The following is a 14210-nucleotide window of genomic DNA, read 5'->3' as shown; positions in this document are numbered from 1 at the left end:
AATTAATGGTTGAGTGATTTTTATGAAATTAATAGATTAGTTAGTTTTTAGGATATTATTACTTGGTTACATAGAATTTATTTAACAGCCTTATATTGGTGTGGTAAATTATTTTTCAAATAATGTTCGAGCTTTTTTCTGTCTTTCTCCAACTCTAGGTCATAAACGACAGTGTTAGCCAATAATCTCTCTCCATATTCATCAATACTACATATTTTTTTTGCCGGAATACCACCGTAAACGTAGTTGTCTGGTATAGATGAGCTTACAATACTTAAAGAACCAATGATACAGTTGTCTCCAATCTTGACACCCGGTAGAATAATGGTTCCTTTTCCGATGAAAGTATTATTGCCAATCTTTATTCTTCCGAAAAATCTGCCGTCTTTATATTTTTCAATATTTTTTGTCACCCTTGCATCTCCACCGTGATTGATAAAAGAAACATTCTCAGCAAGCGTTACATTGTCGCCAATTTCTACAAGAAAAGGTTCAGAACCAAAATCTGGAATGCCTTGTACAAATAGATTTTTTCCAACTTTAAGACCTCTCTCCTTTGCAAGTGTAATTGTAATATTCTTGATCAAAGTGATGTAAATATTATGAATTTTTAAAATAATCCGATATAATAAAGTCATATTATTTTTTTGCTAAATTAATAATGATATTTTCAACTGCATCGAAAATCTTTTGATTATCAAATTGCTCCTCAGAGTTTTTTAGATTTTCCTGTATGTCTGCAATCAAATTTTTATTTGTCATGAATTCCCTCATCGCATCATATATTTCTTTTGAATCATAATTGATGAGGTATCCATTTTTCTGATGAGTGATCATTTCCGGGATTCCCCCAACTGCTGTTGATAGGATTGGTTTTTGAAGAATCAAAGTATCTGCAATGATCAATGGCCAACCTTCGGACTCGGAAGGCATTATGAAAAAATCTGCATTTTTCACATAAGGATAAGGATTGAGGAGAGATCCCTTCAAAATAAAAGAATGTTCCACTCCCAGTTCCGCAATTAGGTTTCTGAGGTTCTCCATTTCCTCGCCATCACCAATGATAACAATTTTGTGAGGAAAACCATCTTTGATTAGCTGGGCATGCACTTCTATAAGTTTGCGATATCCTTTTCTGGAATGTAGTCTTCCGACAGAAACAAAAACAGGGTCCTTAGTTTCAAAATCAGGAACAAACTCTCCTGCTTTTTCTTTGATTTCTTCAATAGGAATTGCATTTAAAATGACTTCATTCTCAGGAAGTTTGAGATCTGGATAGGTTTCTACCAGAATGTCTTTTGTCTGTTGAGAACCAAAAATAAAATAGTCAAATCTAGGAATCTGGCTCAAAAGTAATGGAACAATGGGTTGCATTTTTGGGAAAGTAATGTCCGAATGGAACCAACCTATTTTTTTGGAATCTCTGTCAGAACTAGCAAGAACGGAAGCAAAATCCGTGTAAGATGAAGCAATTTCAACATCAAATTTTTTGTCCAAAAAGATTTTGTCAATGAGGTTGGGGAAAGTCTGCAGAAATTTGATCTTCAGACCTCTCATCGTAAGTTGGACCTTGTTAATGATTGGATTTTGTGAGAAATCCTCCTTCCCTGTATTTATTTTCACATAATTAATGTGAGAAGGAACCTTATCCCGTAACTCACCCTGATAAAGACTGACCAGATAAGTGATGTCAAATTTATTTTTATTAAGATTGTCCAGAAGGCCCAAAATTACTTTTTCTACACCTCCCATTTCCATAGATCGGTGTCTGAAAAGGATATTTATTTTTCGATTCATGCGTGTTTTTTTCAAAAAATTCTCACAATGCAAATATAAGCATTGCATGTGCAAAACTTTTTTATTTTTGTAATACAAACATAAATAGTATGAGTAAAATCTCCGAAATCACATCTACTTTTTTTGCTTACTTGAAACGTCCAGACCTTTACCCGGAACTAAGAAGAAAAATATGGAAAAACATCTTTAACCGTTCTTCGGCATTGCGTGGAAAAGATGATGCAGAAAAGTGGTGCGCGTCTTTGGCAATTTCTGAAAAAGACTTTATAGAAAATATTTTAAAATCGACTTTTATTCCCTTCGAAAAAATTTTCCCGAAGGAGTTTGCAATGGCATTACAGATTCAGGCGAAAGCACCAGTGAAATTGGGCGGGGCTGGATCTCTAAGTGTCATCTATTACATTAATGAGTATACAAGTGCTCAAGAAACTGTAGAAACTGGCGTAGCATACGGTTGGTCTTCTTTTGCTGCTCTGGCATCATTAGTTCACAGGAATGGAACACTTTACAGCTCAGATATGCCTTATCTGCTGCAGAGTCAAAGTGAAGATTTTGTGGGTTGTGTGATTCCGGACAAGTACAGATCAAATTGGAATCTCTACCGATTTGCAGACAAAGAATCTCTGCCAAAAATCTTTTCGAAAGCTAAGTCATTCGATGTGGTACATTATGACAGTGACAAATCTTATAATGGCCGAATCTGGGCTTACAATTTATTATTCAACAAAGTGAGAAAAGGCGGAATTTTTATGAGTGATGATATTGGAGACAATGCAGCTTTCAAAGACTTTTGCGAAACCAAAGGTCTGAAACCTTATGTTGTAGAATTTGATGGTAAATATGCAGGTCTCATTTTCAAAGATTAATTTTATTATTCTGTTTTGCAGCCCATATTTTCGTACTGTTTGCGAAATTGGTCAGCCCATTTTTCAAATTCCGGAATATTAATTTTATCAGAGACAAAAGCCTTAAAATAATCCTGAGAAAAATCCTTTGGAAAATTCTCCAATGCGTCAAAATTCCCTTTCCACCAGGCTTCATTGATCAAATGATTAAACTGATTGACGTCGAAATCAAAACCGTATTCGTGATAAGAATTAGTAGCCGAAGACTGGAAGGTGGTTTTCATAGCTTCGCTTTTCAATCTTGAAATGAAGTTGGGATTGTTTCTGTGGTTTTTGTAGAAGAGTGAAGCGTTGATAAGCTGTTTCTTTTCATCCACTTTGCCATCCATTTCCTTCCAGATTTCCAGCCAGTATCTTTTATTGAAGAATCCCATTAATATGGAGTTCAAAGCCCAATATTTTCTTTGTGTAATATTATCTACTTTGCCTAATTTATAAAGGATTGTATAGAATTTGAAATCATTGTAAAAAAAAGCGTGCATCCATCTTTTTGAAAAGAAAAGAAGTCCCTTTGGCTGTGCAGATTCAACTGTTTCGGAAATAGACTTTAAGTTAAGATCTTCTCTCTCAGACTCATTGCCAAGCCAGCCAAGTTTTAGAAGATTGATATCGTGTTTTTTCGCTTGGTTAGATAATTCATCCACATTGATTGGATTGGTAAACCAAACATCATCCTCTGTTACAATCACATAATCGGATCCTTTTTTTACATTTTCGAACCAGAATTTTGTGGGAATTTCAAAACCATTGACAGCTTTTCCGGAAGCTAAATTTTCCTCTATTGCTTTGATCTTTCCGTGATAATTATCCGAAAGCAAAATTTCTATGTTCGGATGTTTTTTTCTGATTTTGTCCAGATATTTTTCGGGCGTGCCGTCATCCAAAACCTTAATTCTAAAATCTCCGGATACAAATTTTTCGATAGAAGAGATGCATCTGTCTAGGTAAAAAGGACGGTTAAAAGATTTGATGAAAATATCTGTCATAAGTGTTTTTAAAGTTTTAATCGAGTTGATTGATCAACTTAGAATTTTTGTAAAACATAGATTCTCCGAGTGTCAGGAAAATAGAATTCTTAAGATAAAAAAGATCCGAACTGAACAATTCTCTGTACATTTTCATCAGTTTTTGAAACCCGGAAAAATCGTAATATTTTTTTGAAACGGCGATTGCAGTTTGAAGTAGATCTTTGGATGGATTTTTATATATATTCAAAAACGTGTTCGGGTCAAAAATGGCGTAAGAATCCTTGCCTGTTGCCAAACGTTCTTTGTAAAAAACTTTACATTGATTGATGAAGAGATTCTTAATCACTTTGTCCTGCTCGCGGGAAAGTGAGTTTTGCAGAATCCTGTATTCCAAAAGACTTTCGTCCAGATTTGCCATTTTCAGATGGTCCGTCATTACTCTGAAATAGAAATCGTAATCTTCACAATATCGCATCTTTTCCCGGTAGAAATCTTCGTAGAATTCCTTCCTGAACATAATGACGGGATGGTAGAGTGAGATCTTTTTCGGCATTACTTTCCGGATCTCAGCATCATTGAGTGGAGCACGCATTTCTCCAAGATCATTTCCTGTTTCATCTACTTTTTTCAAACCGGCACCGACGATAAAAATGTCGGGATTATCTTCTAAGAAATCATATTGCAGTTGGAAACGGTCTTTTCTGGAAATGTCGTCGTGATCTATCCTTGCGATGTATTTACCTTTGGCCTGTTTGCAGCCGAAATTAAGATTTCTGATGAAACCTGCCGGACCAATATTTTGTTCGTTTCTGAAAAGCCTTAATCTAGCGTCTTTCTCTGAGAATTGATTTAGAATTTCCCAGGTTTTATCTGTAGAAGCATCATCAATAATAATAAATTCGAAATCCTGAAACGTCTGATCCAGAATTGCCTGCACACTTTGAGCCACGAAATTGTCGCCATTGTAGACCGACATTACGACAGAAATTTTTGGATTCATCTTAAATTAAATCTTGTTTTAATTTGACAACGCTTCCAGCAGGAACATCTTTATAAATCAGGCAGCCTGCACCAATGATACAGTTGTCGCCAATTGTAACGCCTTTCAGTACGGTAACGTTGCTTCCTAGCCAGCAGTCTTTTCCAATTTTGATTGGCGCTGTTGTGAATTTCCTGTGTTCTACTTTGTTTTGGGAATATTCGTGATTGTGATCGTAGAGTTTTACACCCTCTCCAAACAATGTATTTTCTCCGATTTCGATTTTTTCGATGGCATTGATGGAGCAGTAATTATTCATAAAAACATTGTTTTCCAAAATCACTTTTGCATTTTTTGCCAAAACAAAGTTGCAGTAATTTCTGAAGCTTACGCCGTCGCCAATCATCAGAGAAGCAGAAGCATCAATGGAAAAATTGGAATAATTTCCTATTCTGAAAGCGCTTCCAATCTTCGAATTTTTGTTTTTCCGAATGTTGGCGAGCGTGTTCTCTTTCAGGATTTTAAAAATGATTTTTGCGAAAAATTCCATCGTGTTCTAATTGGTACAAATATAAAGTTAATGCCCGATTTTATTTCTATTTTTGCTAAAATTAATAAAATTAAACAACACGCCCAGATGAATCCTCTTGTTACCATTGTCATTCCTGTTTACAAAGTCGAAAAATTCATTGAAAGATGTTTGCAATCGGTTGTCAATCAAATTTATAAAAACATAGAATGCATATTGGTAAATGATGTGACGCCGGATGCATCGATGGAAATTGCTGAAAAATTCATTCAGAAAAATCCGGAATTTAATTTTATTGTTTTTAATCAGCCGACCAATCAAGGTTTGTCTATGGCAAGAAATGCAGGGATGGATCTGGCAAAGGGCAAGTATATTTATTTTCTTGACAGCGATGATGAAATTACAGACTATGCGATTGATCATCTTGTCAAACGGGCAGAGGAAACAGATGCCGAGATGGTTCTGGGGCAAAGCGTCTGCATCAATGAGGAAGAAAACTGGAAGAGAAATTACTTTCCAATTACTTCTAAAAAAGATATTCTGGAAGGAAACAAAGAGATTGTCTGGAACTTTGTGAAAGGAGAATATCCGGTAATGGCTTGTGATAAGCTTGTGCGAATGGATTTTCTGATGAAACACCAGCTGTACTTTGTGAAAGATCTTTTCTCTCAGGATGTTCTTTGGAGTTTTCAGAGTATGTTGAAATTCAGTAAGATTGCTTTCTTAAGAGAAGATACTTACTTGTACTATTTCCACGGTGCTTCTATTATTCATAATCGTGGAGAAAAACATTTTGGTAATTGGATTACGATTGCTTCCTACATGGATAAGGCTTACCGGGACGAAAAGGATGCTGCAAGGAAAAAATTAATTCTGGAATATCTGGTGGATTTCAAAGGAATGACTTTGGAAATGAACTGGAAAGCACAGAAAAACGAAATGCTTTGGAAACGAAGCTACAAGGCATATAACCAAATGAAATCTTTGGGCTTGAAGGATTATTTGTCCGCAGATTATTCTAAGAAACTAAAAAAGCAGGACTTATTTTATCGCCTGCCTTTGTTTATTGGATATCCGTTTTTCCGATGGAGATTTGGAAAGTAATTATAGTCTTGTCACACAATCGCCTTGTTCCAAAATTCCTTTCACATCATAGATAATTCCATTTTCGGAAAGTAGATTTTTGATGTTTAGCGTTTCAAACTCTTTGTGAGAAACGGCTAGTACGACAGCTTCATATTTTTTGAAAGGCATTTTGGTTGATGTTTCCAGTCCATATTCGTGTCTCACTTCGTCCGGATTTGCCCAAGGATCGAAAATGCTAACATTAATACCGTAGTCTTCCAGATTTCTAACCACATCTACAACTTTCGTATTTCTGACATCCGGGCAATTTTCTTTGAATGTAAAGCCAAGCACCAAAACTTCCGAGCCATTTACTTTCAGGTCTTTTTTAAGCATTTGCTTAACAGCTTCACTTGCAACGTATTGTCCCATGCTGTCGTTCATTCTTCGTCCAGCCAAGATGATTTCTGGATGATAGCCAAATTCCTGCGCTTTCTGAGCCAGATAATAAGGATCTACACCAATGCAATGCCCGCCAACCAAACCTGGTTTGAAAGGAAGGAAATTCCATTTGGTTCCGGCAGCTTTCAAAACTTCGTGTGTGTCGATGTTCATCAGATTGAAAATCTTTGCCAGTTCATTTACAAAAGCAATATTAATATCTCTCTGTGAGTTTTCTATCACTTTTGCAGCTTCTGCAACTTTGATGGTTGGAGCAAGATAAGTCCCAGCTTCGATTACAGAATTGTAAAGGTCATCTACTATTTTTCCGATTTCAGGATTGGATCCTGCGGTTACTTTCAAGATTTTCTCTACCGTGTGAAGTTTATCTCCTGGGTTTATTCTTTCTGGGGAATAGCCTGCAAAGAAGTCAACATTGAACTTTAATCCTGTATTTTTTTCTAAAACAGGAATACATTCTTCCTCCGTAACGCCAGGATAAACCGTTGATTCATAAATAACGATGTCACCTTTCTTAAGGACCTTTGCCACAGTTTCGCTTGCTTTGTAAAGCGGAGTAAGATCTGGGCGGTTGTTTTTGTCAACCGGTGTTGGAACTGTAACAACATAGATATTGGAATCTGCGATGTCTTCTAATTTATTAGAACAAAACAAACCAGTTTCCTCTTGTTTCGGATTGCTTTTTACCAGGGCAGATTGTAGAAGTTCATCAGAAACTTCCAATGTGTCATCTTTTCCGGCATTCAGCTCGCCAATTCTTTTTTCATTAATATCAAATCCTACAACAGGATATTTAGTTGAAAATAATCTTGCTAGTGGCAGCCCAACATAGCCTAATCCGATTATTGTAATTTTATGATTCATTATTTTTTTTATTTTAAATTTTCCCAATACCAGTTCACAGCTTCCTTCAGTCCATCTTTCATAGAATGTTTTGGCTGATATTCCAATAGACTTTTTGCTTTGTCGATGCTTGCAAGAGAGTGTGGTACGTCTCCTTTTCTGTAATCACCGTAGATGATTTCCACATCTGCAATTTTAGCATCAAAATCTGATAAATATTGTTTCAGGTATTTTACAAGATCATTAAGAGTTGTTCTTTCTCCGAAGGCTGTATTGTAAACTTGATTTTGAGATTCAGGGTTTTCTGAAGTCAATGCCAAAAGATTCATTAAGATTACATTATCGATGTAAGTGAAATCTCTGGAATACTCGCCACCACCATTGATGACAGGCGATTCGTGATTCATCAGTTGCATCACAAACTTCGGAATTACCGCAGCATAGGCGCCATTGGGATTTTGTTTTCTTCCAAAAACATTGAAATATCTCAGGCCAATCGTGTCAAAATCATAAGTCCTTTTGAAAACATCGGCGTACAGCTCATTCACGTATTTTGTAATGGCGTACGGTGAGAGTGGTTTCCCAATTACGTCTTCCACTTTTGGAAGGCTTTCAGAATCACCATAAGTAGAAGAACTTGCTGCGTAAACAAATCTTTTCACACCACAATCTCTTGCCGCAACTAGCATATTAAGATATCCACCCACGTTCACATCATTGCTTGTGATAGGATCGTTGATAGATCTGGGAACAGATCCAAGCGCCGCCTCGTGCAAGACGAAATGTTGGTTTTCACAGGCTTTTTTGCAATCTTCCAAATTTCTGATATCGCCTTCGATGAGCTTGAATTTTGGATTGTCTTTGATAGCTTCCAGATTCTCTCGCAAGCCTGTAGAAAAGTTATCCAGGCAAGTGACATTTGCACCGAGGTTCAAAAGCTCTTCGCAAAGGTTTGATCCAATGAAACCTGCGCCACCAGTGACTAATATGTTTTTGTTACTTAGTTTTTCTTTAAAATTGTTCATAGTTTTAAGAGTAATATTTCTCTAAGATTTTGCAAAGATAAGATTCTTTGTTTGTAAGACCGTGATTTCGGAAGTAATCTTCTACATCAGGAACATTGATATCATATCCGGAACCACTTTTTATAAGATTCAGGTCTAATTTTGTTTTGTAAAAACGTTCGATGATTTCTAAAATTTCAATGATCACATAATTCTGGATGTAGGCCACATTGATAATTTTATTAAGGGTTTGATGGTCTAATAAATCAAATGTAATATTCTTGATATCATCCGCATCGATTAGGTTTCGCGTTGCCTTCGTATGAACATTTATCGTTTCGTTATTTTTGATAGAACGCACGAGGTAGTTCATCAGAAGATTTGGATTACCGCCTTTTCCAACGGCGTTACTGACTCTCAAAATCAGATATTTCTTGCAATCGCTTTTAATAATTTGCTCCATTTTTAGCTTGTGAAGCACATAATCGCTGGTTGTTTTGGAAGAATCATAAATGCTGCAAGTAGAGAAATAGACAAAAATTTTCTCAGGATTGGCTTCAATGGTCTTTCTAATTAACGTTTCCTCTCTCAGGAATTCTTCGGGTCTGTTTTCCAGAGAATTAGACACGCCCGACGCGAAAAAAACTGTGTTTTCTTTATCGTTTTCTGCAAAAAGAGATGCTAAAAGTCCTCTACCTATTATCATTTTTTCTTAGTTTTTAGTTTTTAAAACAGCTTTAAATTGTTCAATGGTTAATTTATTATCCATCCATTTCAGATAATCTGTTTTTACTTTTTGAGCCATAGAGCCAAGTAGTTCGCGATCGTCATAAAGTTTAATGATGTGATTTTCAAGATCCTTAATTTCCCGATCGATTAGGAATCCCGTTTCGTTGTTTTTAATGCCCATTAGCGGCAGTCCCACTTTGGTAGAAATACAGGGCACATTGGACAAACTTGCCTCTCCATACATTGATGGTCCAGAATCCGCATCGGAAGCAACAATCACGAGATCTACATCTTTATAAAAAGTAAAAAGATCCTGATAAGGCCCGGAAAATTTGGTTTTCAGTCGGATGTCTCTGCCTGTTTTTTTTACATTTTCTATTGCCGGCAAAATGTATTCTTCAAAACCTTTCATTCTCCGTGTAGGATTTCCAGTCCATCCAATTGTCAAAAATTCATTCTTACCAACTTTTTGATTTTCAATAAATTGATCTTGACCAAAGATACCGTAAACGAAGTTGACATTGTCGGTTAGTTTTTTATAAATTGATAACAGATTTCCACCACCGACAATAAGGTGACTGTAAGACTTGATGTATTTATCAAAAAACTCTTTTTGTGTAAGGAGACTTCTGTCGATTTTATTCTTTAAATCGTAGGTTGGTCCTTCGTGTGGAAATTTATCTGTAAAGATTCCCACAATATTTTTATCGGCAGAGAAAGGTAATTCTGCCATGTATTGGAAGTAATAAGCCATCTCTACTTTTATATCGAATTTTTTCTTTTCAGAAAGTGTTCTGCTAAGGTCTGTTTTGTATTGATATAGTTTATCAGACGGATACTTTGGATAGTAATAGCTAAAAGTTTTATCAATAAAATAAACCGCTTTGTTCTTATTTATAAGTTGGAATATTATTAATTTCACACAACTTTTAAAGTTAGTAATAAGGCGAAAAATCCAACTTTTGGAATTGATCTTTTTTATCGAATAATCATCATCAAAGGCTATAAAGCAGTCGTACTCTTCTAATAAAAACGGAAGCCAAGCCTTTATCATATATTCATAAGCCCAATTAGGTCTGTCTGCAATAAAAAGAATACTTTTCTTCATCAGTTTTCTAATTTTACATTATAAAAATCAGCAACAGTCGGATGTCCAACATGTAAAATCACTTCATTGCCAAGTCCTTCGTTTCCTCTACAGACGCAGAATTCTTTTGGGAGAACATAAGGGTACACAGAGGTTGCCCAAGCAGCTTTCCACATCACTATAGATGCGCGGGAAGGTTCTGCTTCCATCATTTCGCAACACTTTTCATAGAAGACTTTTCCGGCTTCTGATTTTTTTGACAGGGTCATCGGTGTGATGTTAGAAGTCGTTCCAAATCCTTTGCTTTCATCTGTTACGGGGATTGTGTCCAGAGAAGTTTCGACTTCAAAATTCATGCTTTGGGCAGAGCTGTTTGGTACACAGAAACCAAATTTTTCTGTCAGGTATATTAAGCTGTAAACATCTTCATTCAAAACATACATATCAGAATCGATGGAAATTGCTACATCCGCTTCTGAGTCCAGCATTCCTTTGAATTTGTAATAATCTGCCAAATGGTAGAAGTGTCTCTTTAGATTCTTTTTGTCCTGTAAAACTGGAGTCTGAATTTTTTTAAGATTCACACCATCAATTTTCAAATCAAAATCTGAATAGACCGTATATTTTGCATTAGGAAAATATTTTTTCAAAGTGCTGAGACTGGGATCCAACCGTAATTGATGGCTAAGATCTGCACCGCCCGCATTTACCCTTTCCTCATTAAACTCACTGAAAATGAATTCGATTGAAAGGTTTGCTAAGAATGAATTGAGTTTTTCATCATTGGTTTGGAAGGGAGTCAGGTTTTTCAGATTCCTTTCCGGATAATTCTTTTTGGGCAGTTGTCTTTCTGTTTTCTTTTTTCCCAAGAAAACAGCGGTTGCTTCTTTTAGTCTCCAAATGAGTGTTCCTAACATTTATATGTTTTTTTAGGTAAACAATTTTTTTAAATTCTCAATAGAAATCTGGTTGTCCAAAAGTGCCAGATAATCCTGCTTTATTCTTTCCGAAAAGGATTTCAACAGTTTCCGGTTGTCATAAAGTTTGATGATTGCATTTTTCATCTCATTGATGTCTCTGTTTACAATCATTCCGTTGACACCATCTTTAATGATCATTTTCGGAAATCCAATCTTTGTAGAAATTGCGGGCACTTTTGATAAACTTGCTTCTGCAAATAGTGAAGGACCTGTGTCAGCTTCTGATGCGATAACAATGGCGTCTACATCACTATAAAAAGTTAGCAATTCTGTGTAAGGGCCTGAAAATTTGGTTTTTATAATTACTTTTCTTCCAGTCTTATTCACTTCTGCAATTGCGGGCTCTATCACTTCCCGGAAACCTTTCATCGCGCGGTTGGGATTTCCAGTCCAGCCAATTATCAAATGTTCATTTTCGCCGACGTTATTATTCTCAACAAATTCATCCTGAAGGAAAATTCCATTGGCAAATGTAACTTTATCACTTAATTCTTTATAATCGTTGTACAAACCCAAACTTCCGACAATAATACCGTCATACAATTTCAGATATTTTTCAAAGAATTCTTTTCTGGAAAGTTTCTTTAGGTCGGTTTTCGTTTTCTCATCAAAACTTGGCCCTTCATGCGGAAAAGAATCTGTATAAATTCCTACAAACCTTTTGTCCGAAGTAAATGGAAAAACAGACATGAACTGGAAGTAAAATGCACATTCATAGATCACATCAAAATGTATTTTTTCTACTTTTTTCCCGGTATTGACTTCATACACAGGCGGTGTTTTGTACTTCGGATAAGAAAATTTGGAAGAAGAGTCTATGACAAATTTCTTCTTTGGATTCTTAACAAGATTTAGAACATTGGTAATTCTCTTTTCCGAAAATGAAAAATCTTTTGCTCTGATGTTAAAATCCTCCTCGAAGGTTACATAGCAATCAAAATCTTTCAAACCATCACCCCAGGTCCGAATAAGGTTATGGTAAGCCCAGTCAGGCCTGTCCGCAACAAAAAGGATTGATTTTTTTTTCAATTCTATATTGTTTTTTTTATGGTAGCCGGAACTCCTGCTGCCATTGTGTTTTCCGGAACATCATTTCTTACGACTGCTCCAGCAGCTATCACTGCGTTGCTACCAATATTTACATCAGGAAAAATAATGGCACCGGCACCGATTTTTACAAATTCGCCAACTGTGCATCGTCCTAAAAGTGTAACACCTGGTGAGATTTCGCAAAACTTTCCAATTTTGACATCGTGCGTAATGATGGAATTATAATAAACAATAGTACCTGATCCTATTGCCACATCGTTGGAGATTCTGGCGCCGCCAAGAATATTGCAGCCTTCTCCAATCTCAACACCATAACTTCCTATTTCAGCATATTGGCTGATGGCTGAGGATAATTTGCCTCCTAAAGTTTCAAATTTTTCGGATAATTTATTTCTAAGTTTTGGATTTCCAATTCCTAATGTAAATTCGTTGGAAATGCCTTCGAAAATCGTTTTTGCGTCCTCCTCACTTTTTAAAACTTTGAATTGATCGTACAATAAATCAGGTAAGTCGGTAGAGATATCATCGTAAAAGAACAGGTTTTCGGTCTCATCCTTTTGATGAAATATCTCCAAAACTTCTTTAGCAAAACCTTTTGCGCCTACAATCAGCATATTCTAATTATTTTGAATTCTAAGCATTAACCTCGAAATCATATCTACTTCTTCCAAAGTCAAATCATAATACAGAGGAAGGCAAAGTACACGTTTAGCGATATCTTCCGTAATTGGAAGATCACTGTCGGACTTTACGTAAGGCAGAGAATTGGAAAGCGAAGGATAGAAATATCTTCTTGTATAAACCTCGTGAAGTTTGAGCTGATCTATGATTTTCAGCATTAATTCTTCACTTTCAAAAACGATGGGGTAGTACGAGAAATTGTTTTCAGATTCCTGGTGCCAGATTGGTCTTCTGGCTTTTAGATTCTGTAATTTTTCATCATATCTTTTTGTAAGTTCTTTTCTTTTTTTATGAATAGAATCAATGTACTTCAGATTTGCAAGTCCCATTGCCGCGTGAAATTCCGAGTTCTTTCCATTGATTCCAAGTTCTGCAAAATTCTCAGGACCATCAAATCCAAAATTTCTGATGTATGCTAATTTTTTAAGAAGTTCGGCATCTTTTGTAATGATCAATCCGCCTTCTGTGGAATGGTAAAGCTTGGTTGCGTGTAGTGAGCAAGTGGAAATGTCACCATATTCAAAAATAGATTTTCCGTTGATTTCTACTCCGAAAGCATGAGCAGCATCGTAGATTACCTTCAAATTATGTTTTGTAGCAATCTCTTCTATTTTTACGACATCACAGGGATTTCCATAAACGTGAGTTGCTAGGATTGCAGAGGTTTTATCGGTAATAGCGGCTTCTATTTTTTCCGCATCAATGTTCAATGAATCTTTGTTGATATCCACAAAAACAGGTTCACAATTTTCCCAAACGATAGAACTTGTTGTAGCCACGAAAGAGAAAGGTGTTGTGATAATTTGTCCTTGAAGATTCAATGCTTTTATCGCCATCTGAATGGCAACAGTTCCATTGGTAACGAATAGTAGATGATCCACTTTCAAAAACTCTTTTAATCTCATCTCCAGATCATTGGCAAGCGGCCCCATATTGGTGAGCCATTGCCTTTTCCAGATGCCTTCCAAATAATGCTGATAGATTTGCTGAGGTGGTAAAAATGGTTTTGTAACTGGAATCATCTAACTGTGTTTTTTTAATAGGATTTTTCAATGTTTTACAAAATTCTTGATGGTAATCATATGTTTTCCCAACTTTTTTAATATCAAAAATGATGTATTTGTTTTATGC

Annotated in this window: 15 protein-coding genes; 2 read left to right on the top strand and 13 right to left on the bottom strand. The window is 35.9% G+C overall.

What is annotated here, in order from left to right; genetic code table 11:
* Positions 1 to 77: 77 nt before the first annotated feature.
* Positions 78 to 638 (bottom strand): acyltransferase, encoded by a 561-nt coding sequence (locus PQ459_02220; GenBank protein WDF47310.1) that lies wholly within the window; start codon positions 636 to 638, stop codon positions 78 to 80.
* 1 nt (position 639) lies between these two features.
* Positions 640 to 1797 (bottom strand): glycosyltransferase, encoded by a 1158-nt coding sequence (locus tag PQ459_02215; protein WDF47309.1) that lies wholly within the window; start codon positions 1795 to 1797, stop codon positions 640 to 642.
* A gap of 89 nt (positions 1798 to 1886) precedes the next feature.
* On the opposite strand from PQ459_02215, the gene PQ459_02210 reads away from it, so the two are divergent.
* Positions 1887 to 2663, top strand: a complete 777-nt coding sequence (locus PQ459_02210) for a class I SAM-dependent methyltransferase (protein ID WDF47308.1) — start codon at positions 1887 to 1889, stop codon at positions 2661 to 2663.
* Positions 2664 to 2668: 5 nt separating this feature from the next.
* On the opposite strand, the gene PQ459_02205 is transcribed toward PQ459_02210, so the two are convergent.
* Genes PQ459_02205 through PQ459_02195 form a run of 3 tightly spaced genes read right to left on the bottom strand, consistent with a single transcriptional unit; the run spans position 2669 to position 5199 of the window.
* Entirely contained in the window at positions 2669 to 3688 is a 1020-nt protein-coding gene (locus PQ459_02205) for a glycosyltransferase (GenBank protein WDF47307.1), read from the bottom strand.
* 16 nt (positions 3689 to 3704) lie between these two features.
* Positions 3705 to 4670: a glycosyltransferase gene (locus tag PQ459_02200; GenBank protein ID WDF47306.1), complete on the bottom strand. Its 966-nt coding sequence runs from the start codon at positions 4668 to 4670 to the stop codon at positions 3705 to 3707.
* Position 4671: 1 nt separating this feature from the next.
* Positions 4672 to 5199: an acyltransferase gene (locus PQ459_02195; protein WDF47305.1), complete on the bottom strand. Its 528-nt coding sequence runs from the start codon at positions 5197 to 5199 to the stop codon at positions 4672 to 4674.
* Between the two features lie 87 nt (positions 5200 to 5286).
* Between PQ459_02195 and PQ459_02190 the strand changes: the two genes are divergently transcribed.
* Positions 5287 to 6282, top strand: a complete 996-nt coding sequence (locus PQ459_02190) for a glycosyltransferase (GenBank protein WDF47304.1) — start codon at positions 5287 to 5289, stop codon at positions 6280 to 6282.
* Here PQ459_02190 and PQ459_02185 read toward each other — a convergent pair whose 3' ends face one another.
* Genes PQ459_02185 through PQ459_02150 form a run of 8 tightly spaced genes read right to left on the bottom strand, consistent with a single transcriptional unit; the run spans position 6283 to position 14101 of the window.
* Positions 6283 to 7569 carry a nucleotide sugar dehydrogenase gene (locus PQ459_02185; protein WDF47303.1) on the bottom strand — a complete coding sequence of 429 codons (1287 nt, stop codon included), beginning with the start codon at positions 7567 to 7569 and terminating at the stop codon, positions 6283 to 6285. It lies immediately after the preceding gene.
* 8 nt (positions 7570 to 7577) lie between these two features.
* On the bottom strand, positions 7578 to 8573 hold the full coding sequence (locus PQ459_02180; GenBank protein WDF47302.1) for an SDR family oxidoreductase: 996 nt from the start codon (positions 8571 to 8573) through the stop codon (positions 7578 to 7580).
* Between the two features lie 4 nt (positions 8574 to 8577).
* On the bottom strand, positions 8578 to 9258 hold the full coding sequence (locus PQ459_02175; GenBank protein WDF47301.1) for an NAD-dependent epimerase/dehydratase family protein: 681 nt from the start codon (positions 9256 to 9258) through the stop codon (positions 8578 to 8580).
* A 6-nt stretch (positions 9259 to 9264) separates the two neighbouring features.
* Positions 9265 to 10389, bottom strand: coding sequence for a glycosyltransferase (locus PQ459_02170; protein ID WDF47300.1), 1125 nt, complete (start codon positions 10387 to 10389; stop codon positions 9265 to 9267).
* A complete protein-coding gene (locus PQ459_02165) occupies positions 10389 to 11285 on the bottom strand; it encodes a hypothetical protein (protein WDF47299.1) in 897 nt (298 codons plus the stop codon). The genes PQ459_02170 and PQ459_02165 overlap by 1 nt, the downstream gene beginning before the upstream one ends.
* 12 nt (positions 11286 to 11297) lie before the next feature.
* Entirely contained in the window at positions 11298 to 12377 is a 1080-nt protein-coding gene (locus tag PQ459_02160) for a glycosyltransferase (GenBank protein ID WDF47298.1), read from the bottom strand.
* Between the two features lie 2 nt (positions 12378 to 12379).
* On the bottom strand, positions 12380 to 13012 hold the full coding sequence (locus PQ459_02155) for an acetyltransferase (GenBank protein ID WDF47297.1): 633 nt from the start codon (positions 13010 to 13012) through the stop codon (positions 12380 to 12382).
* A gap of 3 nt (positions 13013 to 13015) precedes the next feature.
* A complete protein-coding gene (locus tag PQ459_02150) occupies positions 13016 to 14101 on the bottom strand; it encodes a DegT/DnrJ/EryC1/StrS family aminotransferase (GenBank protein ID WDF47296.1) in 1086 nt (361 codons plus the stop codon).
* Positions 14102 to 14210: the final 109 nt, after the last annotated feature.

The sequence above is a fragment of the Chryseobacterium sp. KACC 21268 genome, from assembly GCA_028736075.1.
Classification (GTDB): Bacteria; Bacteroidota; Bacteroidia; order Flavobacteriales; family Weeksellaceae; genus Epilithonimonas.
Note: the sequence above shows the minus strand (reverse complement) of the source record. Positions and strands in the feature narration are given on the sequence as shown.